The following is an 18,691-nucleotide window of genomic DNA, read 5'->3' on the forward strand; positions in this document are numbered from 1 at the left end:
TTTCTTAGTCGGTGGCTGTTGTTTGCTTAACCTCCACCTCTTTTTCTAATACTTCCATCACAGAGCGGCATTCTTCTTCAGTAAGAAAACCTAATAGTTCTTCGTCCCCCAGTACTGCCTTGATTTTAGATACAAGTCCCTTAGTTACAGCCATAGCGCTCATCTACCTTTTGTTCTGACGATGGTAGGCCCGTCCTACCATCATATAATCCAAGTCATCACGACTACCTCCTACTACTTACTTCATTACTTCGTTACTACTCGCGACCATTAGAGTCGCGACTCAAATATGTAACACACTCTTGGTCTAAAAAGATAGTCACAACTGTACATAAACACAGCAATTGATTTATTATTGTTAAGTCAGTCAAACAGCTAGGTCAGTTATGCGAGTTTATTGCAAATGCGGTGAACGCGCGGTTATAAGCAGAAGCCATGCAGCGGATGCAAATTGCGCGGAATTATCTTGTTCATGTTCAAACCCAGATTGCGGCCATACGTTTGTTAGTGCCATTGGGTATAAACATTCATTAAAGCCTTCTAAGCTTCATTTAGGGATTGGCGCGGCTAGCAAACCTTCTATGTTTGGTAGCCGTGTTTTTTGTGGTTGTGGGGAACGGGCGGTAATCAAAAAAACTAACCGCCTGTCTAACGATTGCGCTGATTTGTATTGCGAATGTAAAAACCCGGCATGTGAGCATCATTTTGTTATGTCGTTATACTTTAGCCACACACTGAGCCCATCCTCCAAAACTACCAGTGATTTGGCTACATGCCTGATCAAGGCTTTATCTCCTGACAAGCGCGACCACTTGAAACAACAACTTGCTTTGTTTTAGCGCTTAACTCATCCTCCGGGGCAGCAATCAGCTGCCCTTTTTTATGTCCGAGAATCAGCTGCAGCAAAAAGAGCCCAACCTCATTGCTTTGAGCACCACCGCCACATGTATCGTCTGCAAGCGCACACAAAACAAACTCCTCTGCTTTTTGATGTAGTTCAGACATTTAGCCTCCTAACTGACGATTTACTGTATATTAATACAGTAGTTTTTATCTAACAAATTTATTCTTGATTTATTGCCTATACTGATATGGCGATCAGTAGTCATGGCCTCGGCGCACTCTAATAATTCGAATGCTATGGTGTTGTGACATGCATCAATTCCCATACATCACTGACCATAGTTGGCATATCTATAGTTCTAATCCGCCATATTTGGCGAGTAGTGACGGAGTTTTATGCCTGAAAAAAACCGACATACCGACCCTATCATGTTGTTTTTCATACAAGAACGACTACAACAACGGAAAACCCAAAAGGTACTTGCCCGTTTATCTGGCATCGAATACCGCATGTTGCAACGTTTGGAACAAGGCGAACGACCCATAGATATTCGCCAAATGCGGTTACTTTGCGCGGCGCTCAACGTTCCTTTCTCCCATGTTGCATTGCACGAGACGCTCACAACGTATCGACACGAACTCATCCAATCGCTTCCGGCCAGCATTCGCAATGAGCTGCTAGACCTCATCCACTCGATTCACCAGGAACTGGAAAAGAAACGAGCTTGATACCTACGTTATGATGAGTTGCTAAACGCGCAACCCCTAAAAATGTAGATTGCATGAAAATAATTGAGTTGTGTATGTCGAGGTTGCGACATTGCCAACGATTGGAAGGTATGTTAGCGCCAGTGGTTCTGGCGCTGCATCAACATAAAAATGTTATGAATAGTGTCGTGAAGTGGCCCATTGGAGCGTTATTGTGATTCTGTCTTTACCTTTGGTATTAAACTACTCCAAAAAGAAAAGAGATTATTTCTCAATTCCTCAAATGCATCACGTATATTCCTTAGGTCATGAATATACAAGCGAGCACCTTCAGATGGATTACGAGGATCAGCTATAAACATTCTTCTCGTCTCATTATCGTTAAAGCGACCATAATAGACAGTGTTATGAGCTAATTGATTTCTACGACGTGATTTCTTTGAAGACTCTTTGTAGAGCTTATTCCACAACTCTCTATCACACTCTTCGACCTTTGAAGAATTTTTCACAATAGCGTCCACTAAGTCTAGTTTGATGCGAAACCCATTAGTCGAGTAAAAAGCTGCAGAGGCTGCATGATAATCATCGACTTGAAGTAAGAGCATATATAAAGATAAAAGGCTACTTTCCACACCAGACCAACATGCCATACATTCAGCATAAAGAGTGTAAAACTCTGTATAGTCTTGAATCTCTGGTCTCATAGTATGGGCTTCATCACGTTCAGAAGTCGAACCTAACGGCATAAAGTACATTCAATTTCTCCTCATTTTCACAACACGCATGTCTTACACTACCGGGTGACATATTGGTACCTGGAAATGGCTTAGACTACGTAAGTCGTAAAGAAACTTAAGTTAGGCAATCAGTATCACACAAAGCCAACTGGCAAACGAGATTTATGGGCATCCTAATGTTGTTCTTATGCTAACGGCCAATCGCTTTCCAACTCAGGGAAGAACGAAAGGTCTGGTTGTTGGTATTCATCTTTTACTTGCTCAGGTTGGGTAAATAGTTGGTCCCACCCCTCAAAATCCATCCATTTCAGATCATCTGCAGGTGCACGGCTGACTTCGACAAGCTGTGCTGGGCGTTTATTGCCGTGTTCATCTACCTCCGCAGGGCGGATTTGAAGACTTGTCTCGTTATCTACTTTTAGTGAGCTGCCTTTTAGCAATGCAGTTAAGGCAAACTCATCAATATTTGGTGGGCTACTCGCCAATATTTCATTTGGAGCTAATAACCTGGTTAGCTGATCGCAGACCTGTACTTTCTCGGGCTCCGTACAGTTATTGACAGAACTCCGAGAGGAGCCAGAGGCTCCAGAAAGAACAAGAGCCCCCGCTTCAGCTTCTTCGTCAACCTTGGATTTCTTCTTAATCGTCCAGACCTTGAGGCGTGTTTTAACCACTTCATCTGGTGTTTTGAACCCTTCCAACTTGCGAACGGTTTCGCCGTGTGGAGAGGCAAAAGGAAGCTCTTGATATACGTTCACGATCAGCAAATCTTCACGCTTAACGAATGGGCCTCCTTGCCCCATGATGTAACCTTGCCAGTTACCATGGTCGGCAGCTATTAGAGTGTCGGTTATGCTTGCATCATCGGTCTTGATGCGTGATTGGTAGCTGTTTCCGATCACTTCCATCAATTCTTTATTGGTAATCAGCTTACTAGGCTTAATTGGGCCTACTAAATCGCGCTGCAGCATTGAATAGATAGTGAGTAGATCAGAACGCTCCTGCATGAAGAGGTATTCCATGAAGGCTTTTTTGTTCTGATTGGCAAAGCGGCGCAGCTCCCGGTAAGTGGTAACAGGTGCACCACCAAAGAACTGAAACTGGCGAATGTTCCAGCGGCTTTTCCATGCGCTGACATTCTTCGCCATATCCTTCACGGCTTTGCCAGTTTCGTCCGACACTTCGCCGTCCATGGCATAGCCGTCGATATTCTTTGAAATGTATTTGGCAATGTACCCGGTGGCTGTCCCTCTTTCAGGATCGATTTCACCCACATCGCAACGGGCTTTGTGGTCAAATACACCTGCTTTATTGAATAGCTCTTGCTTGTCTTCTTTGGTGGCGTAATCAATAAAAATCTGTGTCACTTTCGCTTTGTCTTCTGGCTTTACCCAAAGCAACAAATGCCAGTGCGGAGTACCATCATGATGAGGCTCAGCCACGCGCACCCCAAACCAGCGGATTTCATCACGGCCAAGCTTGGCGCGAATTCGCTGCCACACATTGTTTAGGTACGATTGCGCTTCACGCGGGCTGGCACCATTCCAATGGTCAATGAAGCCGCCTTTCTTATAGCTATTGTGATACTTGGCTGGCGTGGTCAACGTCAGGAACAATCCCTGCAGCCCCAGCTCATTACCAATGTCTTCACATCCACGACAACGCACCATCAACTCATGGCGACGAATAGCCGGGTTCGCCACGCTTTTTAGCACCATGTCTTTCAGCTCAGCTTCTTCCCCGGTCTCTTCATCAAACAAAATGGTATTTTGAATTGCATCCCAGTTACGCTTTTGCTGTTCTTTATATTCACGGACACAATCCCACGAACAGTAAGGTGATGCCTTGCTGGACACTTGCCCCATCGCAATGGCGAGATGTTCACGCATAATTTTGCGCAATTTAACCAAGCGGCCTAACCACCACTTTTCACTGATCATCTTGGAAATGTCTTGCAGAGCAGATAGCTCGGTTTGATTTTTGTATTTACGGGGAGCCTTTACACCAAACTGAGTGACAAACTCAGCAAGCAACTCATAGCCGGCTACTACCGCATCTTCTACTTTTTCATGAGCTTCGCCTTGCTGCTTGGCAAAGAACTGGTAACGGCTGTTCATGATCTGGGATATTTTGAACGCCATTTCTCTTAATTCATCTTGCTCCAGTTCTGCCAGAATCCGGCTTTTCACTGGTTTGCGGTTGCGCTCTGCCTTGTCAAAGTCAAAACGCATCTGCTCTTTTTTGTGCTCTGGGTTCATGTGTGCAAAGTCGTTGTGCTCAGTGTCGTCGTGTTCGTCACTCAGCAAAGCAACCTTTTGGGTTGTCGGTAACTTTTTGTATTTAGCAAGCACCATGCGCACACGCTCACTCGCAGGACGCATTTTTTCACGCAGGAAGGTGTTAGCCTCTGCTCGGCCACCGCCTTTACCTTTTTTATTGAAAATATTGATGTAGCGAGTAGCAAAGTATTTCGTCAGGTAATCTGGCAGATCAGCAAAATACCCCTGGCGCCATGCATGGTCGTCTGGGTTTACATCGTATAACTTGCGCTCAGTGACGCTCATGCCTTCCGGTTCGTGTTCGAATACTGGTGGTTCTGGGGCAACCTCGACTACCTTTGGCTTTTGCGGATAAACGTGCAAATCCCCCCATCGCTGACAAGCAAGGGAGGCTGCACGTTTTTGTTCTGTGGTGAAAGTGATTTGCTCAGCCATTAAGACTTAATACCTTCAGGAGTCCAACCGTGAATATCACGTTGGGTTCCAAGCGCTTCGGCCTTAGTTTCTCCTGCTAGCAAGCCCTCAATTGTGCTTTGGCAGTACAAGCAACCGCAGAAATCTCCACCACATTCGCACTGTTCTTCGCTGTTGTGGCGTGCATCGGTATAAGGTTTCAGCTTTAGGCAGTCTTGGCAAAGGACGTGTTTTGGATTGCTCATGCTGCCACCTCATGACCAATTGAAACGATATGGCTCAAACCTTGCGGAATATCGAAGCGGTTGCCGTTGTCCCAGATAAACCAAGCGTATTCGCAAGAATCAGAACCGCCACCCACAAAACGGGGACGAGGCACAATGATTGGGCACTTTGGTGGAAAGCCGATTTCGAACCAAAAAGGCAGGCGCTTTTTAGAGCCGAGGTAATTAACACGCTGCAAGTAAGCCATCGTTCCATTTGGTGCCAACTCGCTCAGACTTTTGCGAATGAACTCCTCCGTTAGTGAAAACGGAGGGTTGGTTATGATCACGTCCTGAGAACCAAAGTCTGTGGTCAGGTAATCAATACCTTTTGCAATTTCAGCAAATAACTTTTGGCTATCTGGCAACTCAATCTTGTCAAAGATCGCACCTGTACCGTAGCAAGGCTCTAAAAACTTATCAGTTGGGCGAAGCGTTAACTTCGCCAATAGAGCGTCGACCACTTCCGGTGGTGTTGGATAGAGTTCGCGTGGTTGCACTTTTCCGTTGGTAGAGCTCATTTGTCACCCTCCCCAATAGTGCTAAGATATGTGTTGGCTTCTTCGATAAAGACACGACCACCTTCGACGGTCAGTTGACTGTCTCCGATAGTGTGACCAGAAGATCGGATAATGTCATAGCCCGCTTCAATGCAATCGCAGGTTTCTTCCAGGCGATCACGCAGGTACTCAATCAATTGCTTCGCTTTGCTATGAGTGGCGTTTTTGAGTGAGAGAACACACCAACCTTCTTCCAGACCGTACTGACCACCATGAAGTACATGACAGATTTGGGTGTTCATCTCCTGTCCGGTGTAATGGCCGTTTTCATCGATTTCACGCAGGTTCAAGCAGTCACCAACCTGGTAGTTGCGGTCGTTAAATCGAACTTCGTGTGTTTTGCGTCCGGCCAACACTTCGGTGAAATGAACAGATTGAATCTTCAGTTCGTGGAGAGTGAAATTGCTCATGCTTCCACCTCTACTTTTGCTTCGGCTTCTTCACGCGCTTCAATGATCAGATCTGTTAGCTGGCCTTCGATAAATAGAAGTTGTTCTAGTGCATCTTTGCTTTCTAAACGGACTTCCTCATCTAGTACCTTGCTATCGCGGCGGTAGTCATTTGATTGGTAATCTGTGTTAGCGGGATTCGCATAGACTCGTAATTTATTCACATGCCCAGAAAAGTTCGTGAATACATGAATCACATCCACATTCGCCATAGCCAACGCGTTGATAGCGTTCACAATGTCAAATACTTCTCTATCTGTATTCAATCCACTAAGTAGCTTCTGTTTACTTGCCAGTGCTTCGGCAGGTAAATCGGTGTGACCAATTGAACCAACATTTCGGTTAATCACTTGGTCTATTAGGTTTCGTGCTTCGGTTAGTTTTTCAAATGAATTCATCTTCTATGCTCCTACGCTAAGACGAAAAAAAGCCCCCTGTTACAGGGGCAAGGCTGGCTAGGTTGTTAATGGGTACTACTGAACTGGTAGTGTTTTAGGCGGCGAACATCACCAAGCTTGTTATCAAATCCGACTGTCATTTCTTTCAGGTACTTCATACCCTTACGGATTTTCTGCAGCTCTAAATCATCAAAAGACTCAAACTTACGCTGATAGTCTCGAGCTGGCAGGCCCCCTGCGATAAGCACCAAACCACGGCTCTTTTCTGGCAGCCGATTGAACATTTCACGCAGTTTGTTTCGCGTAGCTTGACCGTTAAAGTGAGCCCTACACGCGGTAATGCTTTCTTGTGCACTAGGGGCTTTAAGTTGGTGCTGCTGTTGTTGGGTAGCTAACTGGTTCATGATGGCTCCTTAGGCTAAGCCTGGAATAGGTGCACCATTAGCCAGAAAATCTGTGCCAAATTGCATGAGTGGCTGCAGGCCTGTGGTGCGGTGTTCAAGGTCATTGATAAGCAAAACCAGATTGCCCAAAGCGGCTTGCGCCTTGGCTAAGGTTTTGCGTTTAGTAGATCGCGGTAAACGCTCTGCGGTGCACATGGCTAACGCATCGCTAGAAAGCTCACCAGAATGGGCGTTTAGCTGAAGAACCCTTTCAAGCAAGTTCAGTTCATCTTCATCTTTTGGAAGTGGAATGGTTACAACACCATCATTGGCAAATAACGTGTTTACGATTGAGTAGTCGCCAGAAACGCGGCTGATTAACGCCAACTCAACCGGCTTAAGAACATGCGGTTGATTTGGGTTCAGCTTGTTGCGAAGCATTGTGCCATTTAGCTCTAACTTTCGGGCTATCGCTTCAACATCGTGATTGACGACAAAATCACAACAAGCTGCATCAAAAGTTTGTTGTTTGAGCTCGCGTAATACACACATTGAGTTATTTGCGTCCATAACCAATACTCATTTAAAGAAGAAAGGAACGAGAACGAATGACCAGCCGATGATATTCAGCCAAAGCGGACATTTGTTTGGGTAGTTTTCTTCCCAAGACTCACTCATTGCACTTTGCTGAGTGAGTTTGGTTTTAGGTGGGATAGCAGGGCTCATACTTGTTGCTCCGCTGCACGTTGGTAGAGTTTGACTAGGTTGATAAGAACGCTGCCGCTTCTTCCTTTCTTCTCCAGAACTGGGATTTCACCTGCAGTGATAGCGCGGTCTAAGGAAGATGAAGACCAGCCAGTGCGACGGATAAACTCTTTTTTAGTACAAAAAGGTGCGTCTACCGCTATTTGAATAGTTGCCATAAGTGGTATCCTACTTGTTTGTGTTTATTTGATGGCGATTGAGTGAGATTGATTAGCCATCATTGGTGTTTGAGTAATTATTTGATCAAATTTACGCATTAAACAAGATTTATTTATACTTTTGCGTAAATCATCTTCGAAATTTGATCTGGATTACTGTTTTAAGCCATTTGAGCTATAAGGAATTGACCCAATGAGCAGAATCCCTGCAAAAATTCCGCCATTTGACTACCTAAAAGGCAGAGAATTTACTGAAAAGCTAAAAAAAGTTACGGGATGTAAGACTTATGAGTTAATGAGTGACTACTTTGGCGTGCCAAACTCAACATTCTCAACTTGGCATACTCATAACCGAACTGGTTGGGAGCTAATTATTAGGACACACCTAGCAACTGGTGCATCTGTTCGATATATGGCTCTTGGTGAAGGCGAACCATTTGATGACGGGGCATCGAGTACGCTTACATCTCAAGAAATGCAAATATTCAATCTGGTTGATGGGACGTTAGTTGAAGCAGGAATAACTGCATTAGATCTAGTCACGCTTGACCGATTTGGTCTAAAACCGTCTTTCACTCAAGTAATTGAGGACGACTCAGGTATCTATTACATAAACAAAGAGTCAACAGATCCCGTAGCAGGTGACTACCTCATAGACATTGATGGCCGTCTATCAATTAATTACTTACAGAGACTACCTGGTAAAAAGCTAGCAATTGCTTTTGGAGCTTCAACTATTGAAGTTGCAGAGGAAGATATAAAGGTACTTGGGCGAGTCTCAATGGAAATGAAGAAAAAATAAGAACGTATAGGGTAGCCAAGAAAATATGAAGTACATTTTGCTTGCGTCAATAATTGCATTTTCAGCAACAACAAATGCTGAAGATAGCTCTCTAGAGAGTTTGAGTGATTGCCAATACTCACAGAAAATGCTCACTGAAGTCTCTCCATATATAGATAAAGCTACAACATTGCTTACACAGAATTCAGATTACCGCCAAGTAGCCCAATGGAGAGTATCCACATTCAACCCCGCGTTTTCGGATATCAAAGAAAAATACAATCTACCTCCATCTGCATATACCACCGACCAAAACCGCAAGATTTCAGGAGTTGTATACACCGAATTTGTAGGAAGATTAAGTCTGTTTGTTCAAGAGATTTATAACCATGCTCGTAATGGTGGCGATAAAAGCAAAATCAAAGAACAGTGGGGGTTTATGAAAGAAGCAGCAACTACGTACGCGAAAACTTGTGAATCTAACTCGTAGTAGAACAGATCATGACAGTTCGAAAGTTAGAAGACGGTAACAAGAAACCATGGATGTGCGATGTCCGTCCAAATGGCCGTAATGGTAAACGTGTAAGAAAACGCTTTGCGACTAAAGGTGAAGCACTTGCGTATGAGAAGTTTGTTTTAAAAGAAACCGACGACAAACCGTGGTTAGGTGAGAAAAGCCAAACTCGTAGCTTGTTGGATATGATCGACTTATGGCAAGAACGCCACGGCCAATCACTTGCTCATTCCAAATACACTTACAATAAGTTGAAGGTTATGGGCTTGGCATTAGGCGACCCGCTTTATCATAAGCTCACGGCAACGATGTTTACTGAATACCGCACTCGCCGCCTTGCAGGTGAAGTGGCAGATTTGAATGGCCGAAAGGTTGAAGTGTCTTTTCGTACTTGCAACAACGAACAAGATCTTCTGAACGCTGTGATTGTAGAGCTGCAGCGCATGGGAGAATGGAAAGGTGAAAATCCTTTGAAAGCTGTCCGCCAATTCAAACTGCATGAACCTGAAATGGAATTTCTCACCGTTGAGGAAATGCAGAACCTTATCACTAAGGCAGAAGCACACGAATTCCATGATGACATGCATAAGATTATTAAACTTTGTTTGGCTACAGGTGGTCGCTTTCGCGAAGCATCCCGACTAACGGGCGCTCAAATCACAAAATACAAAGTAACGTTCACTCAAACGAAAGGTAAAAAGAATCGCTCGGTACCGATCAGCCCCGAACTTTATGAAGAGATTTACAAGGAAGGCTCTGGCCCATTGTTTAGCATTGGCTATTCGACCGTTTACCGATTCATTGTGAGAAACGTTCCACGACTAAAACAGCAAGCGGCCCACGTTCTGCGCCACACTTTTGCGTCTTACTACATGATGAACGGTGGCAACATCATCGCCCTGCAACGAATCCTTGGTCATAGCGATATTAAGCAGACCATGCGATACGCGCACCTCGCCCCAGATCACCTAGAAGATGTGGTTACAAAGAACCCGTTAGTGAATGTTTGGAATTCTCGACCCCATTGAATATTACATGGTTTCGAGGTTCAGAATTAGCACTAACATGGCATTAAATGAAAAATCAAGTTAACTAAAAGAAGGCATTTATCAGTGTTTAATTCATTAGCTAAGAAGGAAAATGGCATGTTAAGCAGTCTCGGTGGCCCCGCAATTCTAATTTTTGCTGGTGCACTCATAAGTGCAACTGGTGCAATATGGGCATCCATTGAACAAACTAAAAATGAACAGGCTCTTAGAAAAAAGAGTGAAGAAATTGCCGATCTAAACAAGGAAATTTCTAAATCTATTACAGGTGGCGATAGCTTTCCTTATTTATTACCTTCATCTCAATCTGGGACTAGCTATCCTGAATCATTAATGATAATTAATGAAGGCAAACATCCTCTCTACGATGTAAATTTACATGTTGTCGATATTGATGAGCTTGAAACCGAACTAGCTAAGCCTAAGGGGCAATCAAACTTATTGAATGTTGGTATTAATGTGGAAGTAGGTAATGTTTCACCAGGTGTAGCTGTGTTTTCTGGGATATCAATGCACGAGAAAGACTATACAAGATTAACCATTCAATTCAGCGCTAGAAATGGCCACTTTTCACAAGCTCTGCGGATTATAAAGGTCGGTAGTGAGTACAAGACAGCATTCAATGTAACAAAAGATGGAGCATCTATAGAGACAATCTTTGAAAAAATAGGCGAAGGTTACCCCCTTAATGATAACGGTGAAGTTAATTGGTAAAACAAGCAAGCCATTTATAGTTCTCCCTCTGTTATATAGCTTTATTTCAGTTCCTTCCCCCCCCATGCGTGGACACTTTAGTGTCCACATTGTGTCCACAAACTTTCAGAATATAGATAAATATTGATGATTATTGATTAACAAGCCTTTGATAAAGCCCCGCCAATCCTGATACGGCCTAGCCCCTGCTGGGATGGTTCAAAATGTGGTCTTCCCAGTCAATCACATCAATTTCATACACCACTTTATCTCGCACAGACTCATTGGCTGCATGCATCGCGTCTTTAGAGCCGGTCAGCAATGGATGCCACTCCGGTAGCTCCTTACCTTCAGCAAGCAGACGATAGGCGCACGTGTCCGGCAACCACACGAACTCATCGATGCGCTCTCGGGTCAGTTTCAGGCACTCTTCGCCGGATTCAAAACGATTCGGGTAATCACGACATGAGCAGGTTTTATCATCCAGCAGGCTGCACGCTACATTGGTGTAGTAGATTTCGTCGGTATCGTCATCGATCAGTTTATGCAGACAGCACTTACCACAGCCATCACACAGGGCTTCCCACTCCTGATCGGTCATGTCCTTTAAATCTTTTTCTTGCCAATAGTGTGTCATCACGAAGCCTTTTTCTTGCCTTTAGTTGCCTTGCCAGTTCAACCTTGCACTTGGTTTTACCCAAGCGGTTATTCTGAACCCGATAGACATAAGTTGAACGCGGTTTTATAGCCCCCGAGCCAACAAAGTTCAAGCAATTCCGTTCCGCAAAGGGTTTTCTGATGCTGTAATAATAGTCATTATTATTTATCAGCAAGATCGCTTCCCAATTCGTGATAATTTTTGATCCGTCACGCTGGGGGTGGTAAGTTGCGCAGCCGTTTTACTAATTGTAGGTGTGTGATGGAGTGTCGTTTAGGATGTGGGGCATGTTGTATTGCGCCGAGTATTTCATCTCCGATACCAGGAATGCCAAAGGGAAAGCCTGCGGGCGTACGCTGTGTTCAGCTCAATGACGATAACCTGTGCAAGCTGTTTGGCAAGCCGGAGCGTCCGGCCGTTTGCCACCAGTTCAAACCGTGCCCTTCACTTTGCGGTACCACAAATGCCCAGGCACTGGCTAACATCACAGAACTGGAAAGCATGACTTAATGTCATGCTTTCCCTGTGCATTATCGCTCTCAGAGTACTCAACGATGTACTCAACTATCCATTTTGCCGGTCAGAATTCGTAATGCCTGCTTGGCATGCTCAACGGCCTGATGGCCAGAGTAAGTCAGATAGCCTCCGTCCGGTTGCGTCACCAATCCTTTGTCAAACAGCCGCTGTGCCGCTTCAACCATCTCCAGCGGTGCATCACTGTGGACTTTGATCCCTTCCAAATCCGAATGCATCGGGAACTTAATTAACAGGTTCATTTCACTAACCAATTCTGTTGTATATGCCATACGCTGCACTCTATGTTTTGTTTACCTGATATAAATACTAGTGGCTGACGGCGAGAAAAGTAGGTGAATAGATCAATGCTGATTCATTTAATGCCTGATTCAACTTAAAAAACGCGACCGTGTCACACCTTGTTCGCACACATATTGTGCGCAATTGTTTTATAAACAAAAAATCGCAGACAGAAAAAATCAGGCATAAAAAAACCGCCTCAGGGGCGGTTTTTATAGATTGAGTGATTGATTAAGCCTGGATGCCAACAATCAGCCAAGGTGCATTTGGCGTTTGCAGATCGCGCTCTAGGTGCCAGACATCGGTGATGTCTTCTTCCACACCTTCGATACGATCTTTATAACGTCCTGAGAATTTAATACTCAGGTGGGCCATATTCGCATCGTAGTCAGCGCGAACCAGCTCAGCATCCACGTACATCACTTCTGTGTGTTGCTCACCGTCCAGCTTTGCACGTTCCGCAGCCAGATCGTCAAACAGTGCCGGACTGACGTATTCACGAATTTTCTCCAGGCGATTCAGGTTCCACGCTTCTTGCAGAGTGCGGTAATGTTCGCGAGAGCCATTCAGGAATGCCTGCATGTTAAAGCCAGGAGGCAGGTTAAACGGCACATCGCTGTCGGTTGATGCGTATTCAGGTTGAGCCGCACCACCAAATGGTGCATTTTGCTGACGGTATTGTGCCGTTTGCTGTGGCTGCTGAGGTGAGTTCCCCGCATACGCTTCACGATGCCCCATCGGCGTCGATTTGGCGCCACGCATCGCTTTAAACAGTTTAAAGATCACGAAGGCAATCAGGCCGATAATCAGAATATCCATGAACTGGATACCGTCAAACGCACCACCGAAGAATGCTGCCAGCAGGCCGCCGGCCAGCAGACCACCGAGAAGCCCGCCCATCAGGCCTTTCTTGGTACTGGATTTTGTAGTTTGGTTCGAAGCAGGCTGTTGCTGCTTCAGCGTGTCCGTTTGCTGCGGTTGCTGCTGTTTCACCGGTGCTGTTTTATAGCTTTTACCGATTGACTTACCGCCACCAAACTTCTTTGCCTCAACATGCGGTGCAGCGAATGACACCGTCAGAATCAGGGCAAATACTGTAAAGATGCGTTTCATATTAATGAATACCTTTGCCTTTAGTGGAGACTGCATCGTAAACGGCTGTATTGGAAAGTCAATAAAACCCTGCCGGCAAATTGTTACTAATATTGATCAAAGGATGTAGCACATAAGGATGGCATGAGACATTAGGAGACTTTGAGCATACTCGACTGTAATATGCTAATAATGAAAACAATTTAGGATTTTTCCTGCATTTGTTCATAACCAAAGCGGCTTTTAGCCTTCTTTTAACCGGCCTTTAATAAGGAAACAACATGCAAGATACACATAGTAAGCTGATTGGCTACCTACTCTGGATTTTCGGATTCCTGGGTGCACACCGCTTTTACTACGGCCGTCCGGTAACCGGGACAATCTGGTTTTTCACTCTGGGTCTGCTGGGTATTGGCTGGCTGATTGACCTGTTCCTGATCCCTTCCATGGACCGTGAGGCTGATCTACGTTACCAGAGCGGTGATATTGACTACTCCGTAGCCTGGCTGCTGCTGACTTTCCTGGGCGTGTTCGGCGTGCACCGTATGTACATGGGTAAATGGCTGACCGGTATACTGTATTTCCTGACTTTCGGCTTCTTCCTGATTGGCGTACTGGTGGATTTTTGGACGCTGAACGAGCAGATTTCTGTGAAGAACCGTGAAAAACAGCTTGCCTGATTACTAGACAGGTCGCAAAGCCTGAAGAAAGTATTTGTTGATTGTGCTGTAAAGCAGGATGATTTTCTTCACAAACTGTCACTATCTTAACCGATTATTAACAGATGACAGTACAGATGCTTGACCTGAAAGGTTGATTCAAACTAAAATATCGAACATCGTTCTATAATTAAAATATACTTCCGCGCGGTCGACTAGACGGAGTTATCGCTACCGCGCAGTGGGTTCTTACACAACAAGATTTATTCGAGAAGAGTAACATTTCAATGGCAAGACGAAACGACCATACTCGCGAAGAGTTGGTAAGCATGACACTGGAGCAAGTCAAAAACTTTCTCGCTGAACACCCGCACCATGAACTGAGCCTGCGCAAAGTCGCGGCTATGATTGGTTACGTGCCGAGTACCTTGGTCAATGTTTTTGGGAACTACAACCTGCTGCTGTTGCACGCTGTAGCCCAAACGCTTGATGAGCTTTTTGCGGAAGCGGAAGCGGAAATGAAAAAAGCGACTTCACCGGAAGAAGCGCTGCAAAAACTCGCCTATTGTTACCTCGATTTTGCTTCTCGAAACCCATATCGCTGGCAACTGATTTTCCAGCACACCATGAATGGTGAAGAACTGCCAGAATGGCAATCGGCCCGGATCAATAATATGACCGGTATGCTGGAATCACTGATTAGCCAAATCAACCCGGAGCAAAGTGCAGAAGATGTACTCGCAAACAGCCGCGTGCTGTGGTCCGGTGTTCACGGTATTACCCTGCTGACCGTCGATGACAAGCTGTTCACCTCAACGCCTGTTGACGGCAAAGCCTTGATTGACAATCTGCTGACCACGTATCTTAATGCCTGGAAAGCTTAAACGGAGTTAAGCATGTCAGGAAAGTCCCAATCTCGCCTGCTGACGCAACGGCGATTTCTTCCGTATTTCCTTACCCAGGCATTTGGGGCTTTCAATGACAATGTCTACAAGAATGTCCTGCTGATCCTCATTGCCTTTGCACCGGCTGGTACGCTTCCTGTGAGCTCAGATTTGATCATCAATCTGGCTGCCGGTTTATTCATCCTGCCTTTCTTTCTGTTTTCAGCCTCTGCCGGAGTCCTGACCGACAAATATGACAAAGCCACGATCATGCGAATCGTTAAAATGGCTGAAATAGTCATTATGTCGCTGGCCGCTATCGCTTTTATCAGCGAACAGTACATGATTTTGCTGGTACTGCTGTTTTTGATGGGCACCCAGTCTGCCTTCTTTGGCCCGGCCAAATACGCACTGTTGCCACAGCACTTACAAAAAGAAGAATTAGTATCGGGTAACGCCTTGGTGGAAACCGGTACATTTCTCGCCATATTGATGGGAACACTGCTCGCTGGTGTCATCGCGAACCAGGCTGGCGCTACTTACATTGCCGCTGTCAGTGTGGTCGCCTTTGCCATCATCGGTTACTTTTGTTCACGCTGGATACCGTCTGCCAAACCCAGTAACCCGGATATGGTCTTTACCTGGCGGCCGATCTATCACACCCGCCATACCCTGGCGATAGCCCGCAAAGACAAGACCGTTTTTCAGTGCGTACTAGGAATTAGCTGGTTCTGGTTTCTCGGAGCCTGTTACCTCACCCAATTTCCAAATTTTGCCAAACTGCACCTCGGTGGTAGCGCAGCCGCAGTCTCTATCCTGCTGACCCTGTTTTCTGTCGGCATTGCCATTGGTTCACTACTGTGTGACAAGCTCTCCGGTCACCGGATTGAGCCGGGTATTGTGCCACTGGGCAGTCTGGGGATTACAGTATTCGGTGCAGGACTAATGTTTGCCACACCAGATACCCTGCCTGATTCACTCAGTGTGATGGAGTTTATTACCCACCCGGAACTGATCAGTGTTTTTGTGAACCTGACCCTGCTGGGTGTCTCTGGCGGCATTTTCATCGTACCTTTGTATGCCATGATGCAGCACCGTGCCCTGGAGCAAGAGCGGGCTCAGATCATTGCGGCTAACAATATCTGGAACGCCATTTTTATGGTGGCCAGTGCAATTTTCGCTATCCTCTGCCTATCTGTCCTGACGTTCTCCATTCCGGAATTTTTCCTGATTCTGGCTGTACTCAATCTGTTAGTGATGGCTTACATTTATACCCAGACACCGGACTTCTTCTGGCGCTTTCTGGTGTGGCTGGTCAGCCACACTATGTATCGGGTAAAACATCAGGATTTGGCTAACATTCCGGCCAAAGGTGGCGTGCTGATTGTCGCAAACCATGTCAGCTATATGGATGCGCTGTTACTGGCCGGAGCATGTCCGCGGCCGATTCGTTTTCTGATGGATCAAGATATCTACAACATTCCGTTCATCAAAACCTTCTGCAAAGCCTGTAAGGTGATTCCGATTGACGCGACCGATCGTCGCTCAGTCATGAAAGCCTTTATCGAAGTCAATAAGCGGCTTGAAGACGGCGACGTAGTCTGTGTTTTCCCGGAAGGTCGCCTGACTCACGACGGTGAAATCGGCCCGTTCATGCGCGGAATTGATTTGATCACCAAGCGCTCTCCGGTACCAGTCGTGCCCGTGGCATTACAGGGATTGTGGGGCAGTATTTTCAGCCGTGAAGGCGGGCGGGCGTTGCTCAAGTTGCCGAAACGATTTTGGTCAAAGGTCAATATCATTGTCGGCACACCGGTTGCAGGTGAAGACGCAAGCAGTACCAATCTGCGTGAAACGATTCTGGCTTTGCGCGGCGAACGCCGTTAATACTGGGTTAAAGGCTCAGGCTCAGGCTTGATGATTGACGGCAGAAATAAAAAAGCGAGGCTCCCTCTTTGTGGAGCCTCGCTTTTTACTGGTTAAATACGATAGCCAAAACCGATACTGGATATCTCCTCTCACAGAAAAAATCCCTGCATCAGAAGTCCATACCGAAAGCCCGCCTCCAATAGCGATCGTCAAATAGCCGCTTTTATTTTAATAGACGCTTTTATCGAGCCTCTAAACAGCATATCTCGAGAAGCAAGACGAGGCTCAGACCAAGCAGTCCTGATAGACCGCCCTTTCACTTTCCAGCCACGCTTTCAATGCCACGCGCGACAGCTTTATCCCACTGCCGGACAAATGCGCCGGAATAGCCAAATACTCGACCGGACGACGAAACGCCGTTACCTGCTGCGCCATATACGCTCGCAATTGTTGTTTTCGTTCCTCGTCTAGCGGGCCAACAGTTCGAATCAGCGCCAGCGGGCGGTGTCCAAATTCCGCATCTTCGACAGGTAAGACGACCGCTTGTGTCACATCAGGATGTTGCAGCAACACTTTTTCAATGTCTTCCGGCTGGATATTTTCACCGCCGGAGATAAACATGTTATCGGCACGACCCAGAATATGCAGTTCACCGTCTTTCCAGCAGGCCAAATCGCGAGTCGCAAACCACTCGTCTTCGGCAATCGGGAAAATGGTTTGCTGGCGGTAATAGCCCAGACACAGCGTCTCACCTTTGACCATCACCTCACCGTCCACCAGCGTCAATTCCCGGTTAGGCAATACCGTGCCGACACCGCTGCTGTCATCTGCGGGTTTGGCAGTCACTGTAGACGCCATTTCCGTCATACCATAGCCACACCAGCACTCTATCCCTGCCTGACGGGCTTGCTGAGTCAGGCTTACCGGAATCATCGTTCCTCCCAGAAGGACTTGTTTTAACGCCAACGACGTCGTCTCAGCAGCATCCAACAAGCGCTGAAGCTGTGTCGGCACCAGAGATGCATGAGTGACCTGCGCCAGCGCAGCATCCAGCCTTTCCGGTGCACAGACATCCAACCGGGCTCCCCGCGCCAGCCAGCGCCAGATAATGGCCATCCCGGAGATATGAAACAATGGCAACGAGAGTAACCAGCTGTCTTCCGCATCAAAAGGCAGCCAGGCCAGCAATCCTTCTGCACTCGCCAGATGCGTTTGGGCAGAATGAACAACGGCTTTAGGGAAACCGGTCGAGCCGGAGGTCAGCGTCAGCGTGGCGGGACGATGCAATTGCCAGGTAACCGGCACCATTCGTGAAGCATCCGGCGGTAACAACTGAAGGCGGGTATACCCCGAGAGATCCAGCACTGATTTAGCGGGATACCACACAAAGTCACAGTGCAAAGCTGCAAGCTGAGCATCCAGCTCAGCCTGACTCAGGCGCGGATTAATACCGACGAAGCGTGCCCCGACCCGCAATACCGCCAAAAGCAGCCAGACTGCCTGTAAGGAGTTCGGCGAAACCACGGCAACCAGCTGATCCCGTTTGAGGCCCTGCTCAATCAGCCCCTGTGCGTACTCATCAACCCGCTTGGCGGTTTCATGCCAGCTGAACTGCTGCCCTTCACAATGTATTGCCACAGCCGCCGGGCGCTCAGTCGCCCAATGCTGCCACGGCCAGGTTGGAAACGTTTCAGTTGTTGCCGCTGCCATGATGCGTTCTCT

25 protein-coding genes and 1 pseudogene are annotated in these 18,691 nt (G+C 46.5%); 11 read left to right on the forward strand and 15 right to left on the reverse strand.

From position 1 onward, the window contains the following. Positions 1–4 precede the first annotated feature (4 nt). Positions 5–154 (reverse strand): hypothetical protein, encoded by a 150-nt coding sequence (locus FH974_RS10945; RefSeq protein ID WP_180772219.1) that lies wholly within the window; start codon positions 152–154, stop codon positions 5–7. A 232-nt stretch (positions 155–386) separates the two neighbouring features. Between FH974_RS10945 and FH974_RS26325 the strand changes: the two are divergent. Then, positions 387–512 (forward strand): annotated as a pseudogene (locus FH974_RS26325) (ogr/Delta-like zinc finger family protein); the annotation flags it as partial. 69 nt (positions 513–581) lie between these two features. Beyond that, positions 582–839 (forward strand): ogr/Delta-like zinc finger family protein, encoded by a 258-nt coding sequence (locus FH974_RS26195; RefSeq protein ID WP_242551889.1) that lies wholly within the window; start codon positions 582–584, stop codon positions 837–839. Here FH974_RS26195 and FH974_RS10955 read toward each other — a convergent pair. Further along, a complete protein-coding gene (locus tag FH974_RS10955; RefSeq protein ID WP_140276644.1) occupies positions 781–1,005 on the reverse strand; it encodes a hypothetical protein in 225 nt (74 codons plus the stop codon). The genes FH974_RS26195 and FH974_RS10955 overlap by 59 nt on opposite strands. Positions 1,006–1,239: 234 nt before the next feature. Between FH974_RS10955 and FH974_RS10960 the strand changes: the two genes are divergently transcribed. Continuing rightward, a complete protein-coding gene (locus FH974_RS10960) occupies positions 1,240–1,572 on the forward strand; it encodes a helix-turn-helix domain-containing protein (protein ID WP_207103273.1) in 333 nt (110 codons plus the stop codon). Positions 1,573–1,760: 188 nt separating this feature from the next. On the opposite strand, the gene FH974_RS10965 is transcribed toward FH974_RS10960, so the two are convergent. From FH974_RS10965 to FH974_RS11005, 9 genes are all read right to left on the reverse strand, one after another. Further along, on the reverse strand, positions 1,761–2,306 hold the full coding sequence (locus FH974_RS10965) for a hypothetical protein (RefSeq protein ID WP_140276640.1): 546 nt from the start codon (positions 2,304–2,306) through the stop codon (positions 1,761–1,763). Positions 2,307–2,473: 167 nt separating this feature from the next. Next, positions 2,474–5,002, reverse strand: a complete 2,529-nt coding sequence (locus FH974_RS10970) for a replication endonuclease (protein ID WP_140276638.1) — start codon at positions 5,000–5,002, stop codon at positions 2,474–2,476. Continuing rightward, the gene (locus tag FH974_RS10975) at positions 5,002–5,226 is read right to left on the reverse strand and encodes a hypothetical protein (protein ID WP_207103274.1); all 225 of its coding nucleotides are present in this window, start codon (positions 5,224–5,226) and stop codon (positions 5,002–5,004) included. The genes FH974_RS10970 and FH974_RS10975 overlap by 1 nt, the downstream gene beginning before the upstream one ends. After that, positions 5,223–5,765 carry a DNA methyltransferase family protein gene (locus tag FH974_RS10980; protein WP_140276634.1) on the reverse strand — a complete coding sequence of 181 codons (543 nt, stop codon included), beginning with the start codon at positions 5,763–5,765 and terminating at the stop codon, positions 5,223–5,225. The genes FH974_RS10975 and FH974_RS10980 overlap by 4 nt, the downstream gene beginning before the upstream one ends. After that, positions 5,762–6,214: a DUF3850 domain-containing protein gene (locus FH974_RS10985; RefSeq protein ID WP_207103275.1), complete on the reverse strand. Its 453-nt coding sequence runs from the start codon at positions 6,212–6,214 to the stop codon at positions 5,762–5,764. The genes FH974_RS10980 and FH974_RS10985 overlap by 4 nt, the downstream gene beginning before the upstream one ends. Then, positions 6,211–6,651, reverse strand: a complete 441-nt coding sequence (locus tag FH974_RS10990; RefSeq protein ID WP_140276631.1) for a hypothetical protein — start codon at positions 6,649–6,651, stop codon at positions 6,211–6,213. Before FH974_RS10990 ends, FH974_RS10985 begins: the two co-directional genes overlap by 4 nt. Before the next feature lie 65 nt (positions 6,652–6,716). Continuing rightward, positions 6,717–7,055 carry a hypothetical protein gene (locus FH974_RS10995; RefSeq protein ID WP_140276629.1) on the reverse strand — a complete coding sequence of 113 codons (339 nt, stop codon included), beginning with the start codon at positions 7,053–7,055 and terminating at the stop codon, positions 6,717–6,719. A 9-nt stretch (positions 7,056–7,064) separates the two neighbouring features. Continuing rightward, the gene (locus FH974_RS11000; protein ID WP_072859696.1) at positions 7,065–7,604 is read right to left on the reverse strand and encodes a phage regulatory CII family protein; all 540 of its coding nucleotides are present in this window, start codon (positions 7,602–7,604) and stop codon (positions 7,065–7,067) included. A gap of 152 nt (positions 7,605–7,756) precedes the next feature. Then, positions 7,757–7,957 carry a hypothetical protein gene (locus FH974_RS11005; RefSeq protein WP_032552218.1) on the reverse strand — a complete coding sequence of 67 codons (201 nt, stop codon included), beginning with the start codon at positions 7,955–7,957 and terminating at the stop codon, positions 7,757–7,759. Positions 7,958–8,150: 193 nt separating this feature from the next. On the opposite strand from FH974_RS11005, the gene FH974_RS11010 reads away from it, so the two are divergent. The 4 genes from FH974_RS11010 (at position 8,151) to FH974_RS11025 (ending at position 11,012) form a co-directional block, all read left to right on the forward strand. Continuing rightward, positions 8,151–8,759 (forward strand): phage repressor protein CI, encoded by a 609-nt coding sequence (locus FH974_RS11010; RefSeq protein WP_207103276.1) that lies wholly within the window; start codon positions 8,151–8,153, stop codon positions 8,757–8,759. A 25-nt stretch (positions 8,760–8,784) separates the two neighbouring features. Then, entirely contained in the window at positions 8,785–9,228 is a 444-nt protein-coding gene (locus FH974_RS11015; RefSeq protein ID WP_140276627.1) for a hypothetical protein, read from the forward strand. 11 nt (positions 9,229–9,239) lie between these two features. Further along, positions 9,240–10,280, forward strand: coding sequence for a phage integrase (locus FH974_RS11020; protein ID WP_140276625.1), 1,041 nt, complete (start codon positions 9,240–9,242; stop codon positions 10,278–10,280). Positions 10,281–10,397: 117 nt separating this feature from the next. Next, positions 10,398–11,012 (forward strand): hypothetical protein, encoded by a 615-nt coding sequence (locus FH974_RS11025; RefSeq protein WP_140276623.1) that lies wholly within the window; start codon positions 10,398–10,400, stop codon positions 11,010–11,012. 178 nt (positions 11,013–11,190) lie between these two features. Here FH974_RS11025 and FH974_RS11030 read toward each other — a convergent pair whose 3' ends face one another. Next, positions 11,191–11,628, reverse strand: coding sequence for a YcgN family cysteine cluster protein (locus FH974_RS11030; RefSeq protein ID WP_207103277.1), 438 nt, complete (start codon positions 11,626–11,628; stop codon positions 11,191–11,193). Positions 11,629–11,910: 282 nt separating this feature from the next. On the opposite strand from FH974_RS11030, the gene FH974_RS11035 reads away from it, so the two are divergent. Next, on the forward strand, positions 11,911–12,159 hold the full coding sequence (locus FH974_RS11035) for a YkgJ family cysteine cluster protein (RefSeq protein ID WP_047887578.1): 249 nt from the start codon (positions 11,911–11,913) through the stop codon (positions 12,157–12,159). Positions 12,160–12,209: 50 nt separating this feature from the next. On the opposite strand, the gene FH974_RS11040 is transcribed toward FH974_RS11035, so the two are convergent. Both FH974_RS11040 and FH974_RS11045 read right to left on the reverse strand, forming a co-directional pair. Next, positions 12,210–12,455, reverse strand: coding sequence for a TIGR02647 family protein (locus FH974_RS11040; RefSeq protein WP_047887577.1), 246 nt, complete (start codon positions 12,453–12,455; stop codon positions 12,210–12,212). A gap of 241 nt (positions 12,456–12,696) precedes the next feature. Then, on the reverse strand, positions 12,697–13,578 hold the full coding sequence (locus tag FH974_RS11045; protein WP_047887576.1) for a Tim44 domain-containing protein: 882 nt from the start codon (positions 13,576–13,578) through the stop codon (positions 12,697–12,699). Between the two features lie 260 nt (positions 13,579–13,838). On the opposite strand from FH974_RS11045, the gene FH974_RS11050 reads away from it, so the two are divergent. From FH974_RS11050 to FH974_RS11060, 3 genes are all read left to right on the forward strand, one after another. Continuing rightward, entirely contained in the window at positions 13,839–14,237 is a 399-nt protein-coding gene (locus FH974_RS11050) for an NINE protein (protein ID WP_047887575.1), read from the forward strand. A 266-nt stretch (positions 14,238–14,503) separates the two neighbouring features. Further along, positions 14,504–15,100 (forward strand): TetR/AcrR family transcriptional regulator, encoded by a 597-nt coding sequence (locus tag FH974_RS11055; protein ID WP_047887574.1) that lies wholly within the window; start codon positions 14,504–14,506, stop codon positions 15,098–15,100. Positions 15,101–15,112: 12 nt separating this feature from the next. Then, a complete protein-coding gene (locus tag FH974_RS11060; protein WP_047887573.1) occupies positions 15,113–16,987 on the forward strand; it encodes an MFS transporter in 1,875 nt (624 codons plus the stop codon). A 267-nt stretch (positions 16,988–17,254) separates the two neighbouring features. Here FH974_RS11060 and menE read toward each other — a convergent pair whose 3' ends face one another. Next, positions 17,255–18,679, reverse strand: coding sequence for an o-succinylbenzoate--CoA ligase (gene menE, locus FH974_RS11065; protein WP_047887572.1), 1,425 nt, complete (start codon positions 18,677–18,679; stop codon positions 17,255–17,257). Positions 18,680–18,691: the final 12 nt, after the last annotated feature.

The organism is Photobacterium ganghwense (assembly GCF_017329545.1).
Lineage (GTDB): Bacteria > Pseudomonadota > Gammaproteobacteria > Enterobacterales > Vibrionaceae > Photobacterium > Photobacterium ganghwense.